Source organism: Corallococcus praedator, from assembly GCF_003612125.1.
In the GTDB taxonomy this organism is placed as follows: Bacteria; Myxococcota; Myxococcia; order Myxococcales; family Myxococcaceae; genus Corallococcus; species Corallococcus praedator.
Genome location: NZ_RAWI01000570.1, coordinates 1 through 4,582, shown reverse-complemented (window position 1 = coordinate 4,582; position 4,582 = coordinate 1). Strand labels below are relative to the sequence as shown.

Sequence of the window (4,582 nt, the reverse complement as noted above, 5' to 3'; positions counted from 1 at the left end):
ACCGGGGGGCAGCGTGACGGAGGTGGGGCGCTCCGGGGCTTCGTCGGAGATGTCCTGGCCTTCCGTCTCACTGCTGGCCGGCTGCGGTTCCTCCTCTTGCGCGTCCTGCTGCTGGGCATGGGCCGTCCACGCCGGAGCGACGGCGAGGGGCACGAGCAGGGAGGCGAGGATCCGGGAGCGCATCGGACGACGTCCTTTCACGAAAAGGTCTTACGGCGAGAGCGCGGCGAGCCGCTGCTCCGCCTGCGTGGCGGCGGCCGTCCCCGGGAACTGGGTGACGACGCGAGTATAGAGGGCCCTGGCATCCACGGCCTGATTCAGCCGCACCCGGCACTCCGCGAGCCGGAGCATGCCGTCCAGGATGGCATCGCCGGCGGGGTAGGTCTTGATGAGCCGTTCGAACGTCTTCGCGGCGCTGGCCGTGTCCTGGAGGCCCATCTGCCCCAGTCCGGTGAAGTACAGCGCGTTGTCCGCGCGGGGGTGGCGGGGGTTCTCCTCCGCGAAGCGCGTGAGCTGATCCACGCCCCCCTCCACGTTGCCGGTGCGCAAGAGCGCCACGGCGTGCTCGTACTCGGCTTCGAGGATCGCCGGATCCTTGTCCGGCACCTCCACGCGGCCCGGGGACGCGGTCGTCGACGCGCCGTCCGCCGGGCTGATGAACATCTCCATCTGATCCGGATCCGGCTCCGACACCGCGACCGCCGTGGCGATGCGCGGGGCCGGTTCCTTCTTCGGCTTGAGCCGCACCACCGCCAGCTCCGACGGGGGCAGGCCCAGCCCTTCGTCACCGGAGGGCGCGTCGGACTTCTTCGCGGTCGCCAGGGCCGGCGTCGTCGGCGTGGACGCGGCGGGGGCCACGGTGCGGGCGCGGGAGACGGCGTCGCGGTTCTCCAGCCGCTCCAGGCGCTCCACCAGCTTCGCCTGGGTGACGCGCAGCGTGCGCAGCTCCGCTTCCAGCCGCCCCACCTCCGCCTGGGAGGCAGCGGTGGTGGCGCAACCGGTCGGCGCGCTCAGCGCCACGACAGCAAACAGGCGGAAGAAGAAGGGGCGCACCGGCACGAGCCTGGACGGAGGAGATTCCGCGTCGAGGATAGGAAGGCCGGTCGGAGACCGTCAAGAAAACGGCCGGTCTGGAACGGGACGCCCGAAGCGGTGTAGCACGAAATTGAGGTGCCGGCCCGTGAGCCCCGCGTCCCGCCGGTGGGAGAAGAACCGCTCGCGCTCACATGCCGTACAAGCCTGTAGCACGTCCACGTGCTCCGGCTTCAGGCCCGCCTTGAGCAGCGACGCCCGCACCGCGCGGGGCAGATCCAGGTGGGGCTTCGCGCCCTCGCGCACCACGTCCGGACCGAAGCGCGCGCGGAAGCGCTCCCCCAGCTCCGCCGACACCTCGTAGCAGCACGCCTGGATGCAGGGGCCCACCGCCGCCAGCAGCTGCTCCGGCCGCGAGCCCCGCGCCACCAGCGCCTCCACCGTGCGCGCGCTGATCTCCAGGTCCGTGCCCTTCCACCCCGAGTGCACCGCCGCCACCCGGCGCCCCTGCGGATCCACCAGCAGCACCGGCACGCAGTCCGCGGTGCCCACCGCCACCCAGCTTCCCTCCCCTTCCGTCCACAGCGCGTCCGCTTCCCCCAGCGTCGGGCGCAGCACGTCATCCTGTTCGCCGCGCACCTGGAGCACCCGGTCGCCGTGCACCTGCGACACGCGGCCCAGCGCGCCCAGCTTCGCGCCCACCGCCTGCGCCAGCCGCCGGTGGTTCTCCTCCACGCGGGAGCGCGCGTCGCCCACGGAGAACCCCAGGTTCAACGAAGCGTAGGGTCCTTCCGACACCCCACCCGCGCGCGTGGCGAAGCCGTGCGGCACCGGCAACAGCGCGGACGTGAGGAAGGCAGGCGTGGGCATGGGGCTTTCCTCCGGGATTCCGCCCCAGCACGGGCGCAGCCCCTGAAAACAGGAACTCGCAGATAACAGCAGTCCAGGTTCAATATTTCCACGTGAGTACGTTTGACAGGGCGTGTCACGCCCCTGACAATTTCTGAACACTCCTTCCCGTTGCACAGAATGCGCGGGCTTCGGAGACACTGCGTTCCGCACATGGCCCTGGGTTCCGAGACGATTGGCAGGAAGCTCCTCTGGAGCATTGGCCTCCCAGGGTTGGTGGTGGCGTTGCTGGGCGTGTGGCACTTCTCGCGCGAGACGCGGCAGGCGGTGCGCGAAGGCACGCACCTGGAGGCCCTGGCGCTGGCGGAGTTCGTGGCCTCCACGTTCACCCTGCCCCAGTCCCCCGGCGCGGCGCCGCACGGAGCGGTGGCGGAGGTGCTGTCCTCGGACACGCGGCTGTTCCGCTCGGTGGAGGACCTGCGGGTGCTGACGCCGGACGGGCGCATCCGCTGGAGCCGGCGGCCGGCGGAGCAGGGCCACCCGCATCCGGAGGCCGCGCGACTGTCGGCGACGGGGCAGGAGGCGGCGCGGTCCATCGACCACGGCACGGAGGTGGTGCGTCCCCTGGGCGGCCCCGAGTGCTCCGGCTGTCACACCGGCGAGGCCGCGCAGCGCATGGGCGTGTTGCAGGTGCGCCTGGGCGAGCCCGCGCTGCACCGCCAGTTGCAGACGATGTTCGGCGACGCGCTGGGGGCGATGGTGCTCTTCGTCGGCATCCTGGCGCTCGTCACGTGGCTGAGCCTGCGGTTCGTGCTCACGCGTCCGCTCAAGCGGCTGAGCGAGGTCATGGGGCGCGCGGAGTCCGGAGACCTGCTGGTGCGCGCGGACGCCCGGGGCACGGATGAGATTTCGCGGCTGGGCGCGGCCTTCAACCAGATGCTCGCGCGGCTGACCTCCATGAAGGTGGAGGAGATCGACACGCACCGCGACCTGGAGCTGGTGAAGGAGAAGCTGGCGCTCAAGGACGAGTTGGAGGAGCGCCTGCGGGAGCTGTCGCTGCTGTTCGACGTGGCGCGCTCGCTCAACGCCACGCTGGAGCTGGACGAGCTGCTCTCGCGCATCACCCGCATGGTGGTGGAGCGCCTGCACATCCCCGACTTCTCCATCATGCTCCTCAACGAGGACGGCATGCTGGAGGTGAAGCACGCGTGGCCGCAGGGCCGGGGCCTGGAGGGCCACACCTTCGCACTGGGCGAGGGCGCGTGTGGCCGGGCCGCCCAGACGCGCAAGGCGGTGTACCTGCCGGACCTCACGGACAGCACCAGCATCTTCGCGCGGCGCGGCCTGCGCGGTGGTTCAGAGCAGGGCTCGCTGCTCGCGGTGCCCATGGTGCACGCGGAGACGCTGCTGGGCGTCATCAACTTCCAGCGGCCGGAGACGGCGTGCTTCGCCGCGGAGGAGATCGAGCTCTTCACCGCGGTGGCGGATCAGGCGGCCACGGCGGTGACGAACGCGCGCCTGCACGCGGAGACGGTGAAGCTGACGCTGACGGACGCGCTCACGGGCGTGCCCAACCGGCGCCACCTGTTCCAGCGGTTGGATCTGGAGCTGGCGCGAGCGCAGCGCTTCGGCGTGCCGCTGGCGCTGCTGATGGTGGACGTGGACCACTTCAAGCGGCTCAACGACCTTGCGGGACACCGGGCCGGGGATGAGACGCTGCGCCGGGTCGCCGACGTGCTGCGCACCCGCGCGCGCAAGGTGGACACGCTGGGGCGCTATGGCGGCGAGGAGTTCGTGCTCCTGCTGCCCCAGGTCTCCAAGGCGACGGCGTTCGAGGTCGCGGAGACGCTGCGCCGCGCGGTGGCGGAGTCGGGCGCGCTGGGTCGGCCGGGCCTGCCCGGCAACCACGTGACGGTGTCCATTGGCGTCGCGCACTTCCCCACCGACGCGAACTCGCAGGAGACGCTGGTGGATTGCGCGGACTCGGCGCTCTATTGCAGCAAGCGCACGGGCCGCAACCGCGTGACGACCTTCGAGCCCGGCATGGAGATGCACCCGGGCCGTGAGCGCAGCATCAACGCCCCGCCCTCGGACGCGCCGACCACGCCGCCTGCCCCGTCGGGCATCGCCAAGGCGTGAAGCGGGAGTCGGTGCGCCGGGCTCAGCGCTGCACGAGCGTGCGCACCACGGGCAGCATCAGGTCCGCCCACTCTTCGTAGCCCACCGCGGACGGGTGGAAGCCGTCCGGGGAGAAGAAGTCAGAGCGCCGGGGGATCATCTCGCGGCTGGCCGTGTACAGGTCCACCAGGTGCAGCCCGTGCGCACGGGCCACGGTGGCGATGGCTTCGTTGAACGGCTCGATGCGCCCTTCGTACAGCGCGCTCGGCACCAGCTTCGCGATGGGCGCGAGCGCCATGTCCGCCAGGTTCACCACCACCATGGACGCGCCGGTCTGCTTCAACCGCCGTGCGATGCGGTCCAGGTCGTCCTGGTACTCCGCCACCTCGGTGCCTCGCCAGAGGTCGTTGGTGCCCACGCCCAGGGTGATGAGCGTGGGCTGCAACGCGATGACGCGCTTGAGGGCGTTGGTGACGACGTCGCGCACGCGCGCGCCGCTCTGCCCCAGGTTGGTGTGGCCCACCGGCAGGCCACCCTGTCGCAGGCGGGAGGCGAGCCGGTCGGGATAGCCCCCGCCCTGCGA

General features: G+C 71.4%; 4 protein-coding genes and 1 pseudogene. 1 reads left to right on the top strand and 4 read right to left on the bottom strand.

What is annotated here, in order from left to right; genetic code table 11:
• From D7Y13_RS38905 to pgeF, 3 genes and pseudogenes are all read right to left on the bottom strand, one after another.
• Window positions 1-183 (bottom strand): annotated as a pseudogene (locus D7Y13_RS38905) (LysM peptidoglycan-binding domain-containing protein); the annotation flags it as partial.
• 27 nt (window positions 184-210) lie between these two features.
• On the bottom strand, window positions 211-1,059 hold the full coding sequence (locus D7Y13_RS38900) for a tetratricopeptide repeat protein (RefSeq protein ID WP_370450860.1): 849 nt from the start codon (window positions 1,057-1,059) through the stop codon (window positions 211-213).
• Between the two features lie 54 nt (window positions 1,060-1,113).
• Entirely contained in the window at window positions 1,114-1,902 is a 789-nt protein-coding gene (gene pgeF, locus D7Y13_RS38895; RefSeq protein ID WP_120584954.1) for a peptidoglycan editing factor PgeF, read from the bottom strand.
• A gap of 192 nt (window positions 1,903-2,094) precedes the next feature.
• Here pgeF and D7Y13_RS38890 point away from each other — a divergent pair, with 192 nt between their 5' ends.
• Window positions 2,095-4,020: a diguanylate cyclase gene (locus D7Y13_RS38890; RefSeq protein ID WP_120538168.1), complete on the top strand. Its 1,926-nt coding sequence runs from the start codon at window positions 2,095-2,097 to the stop codon at window positions 4,018-4,020.
• Between the two features lie 22 nt (window positions 4,021-4,042).
• On the opposite strand, the gene D7Y13_RS38885 is transcribed toward D7Y13_RS38890, so the two are convergent.
• The coding region (locus D7Y13_RS38885; RefSeq protein WP_244222436.1) for an SGNH/GDSL hydrolase family protein at window positions 4,043-4,582 on the bottom strand (540 nt) is incomplete at its 5' end.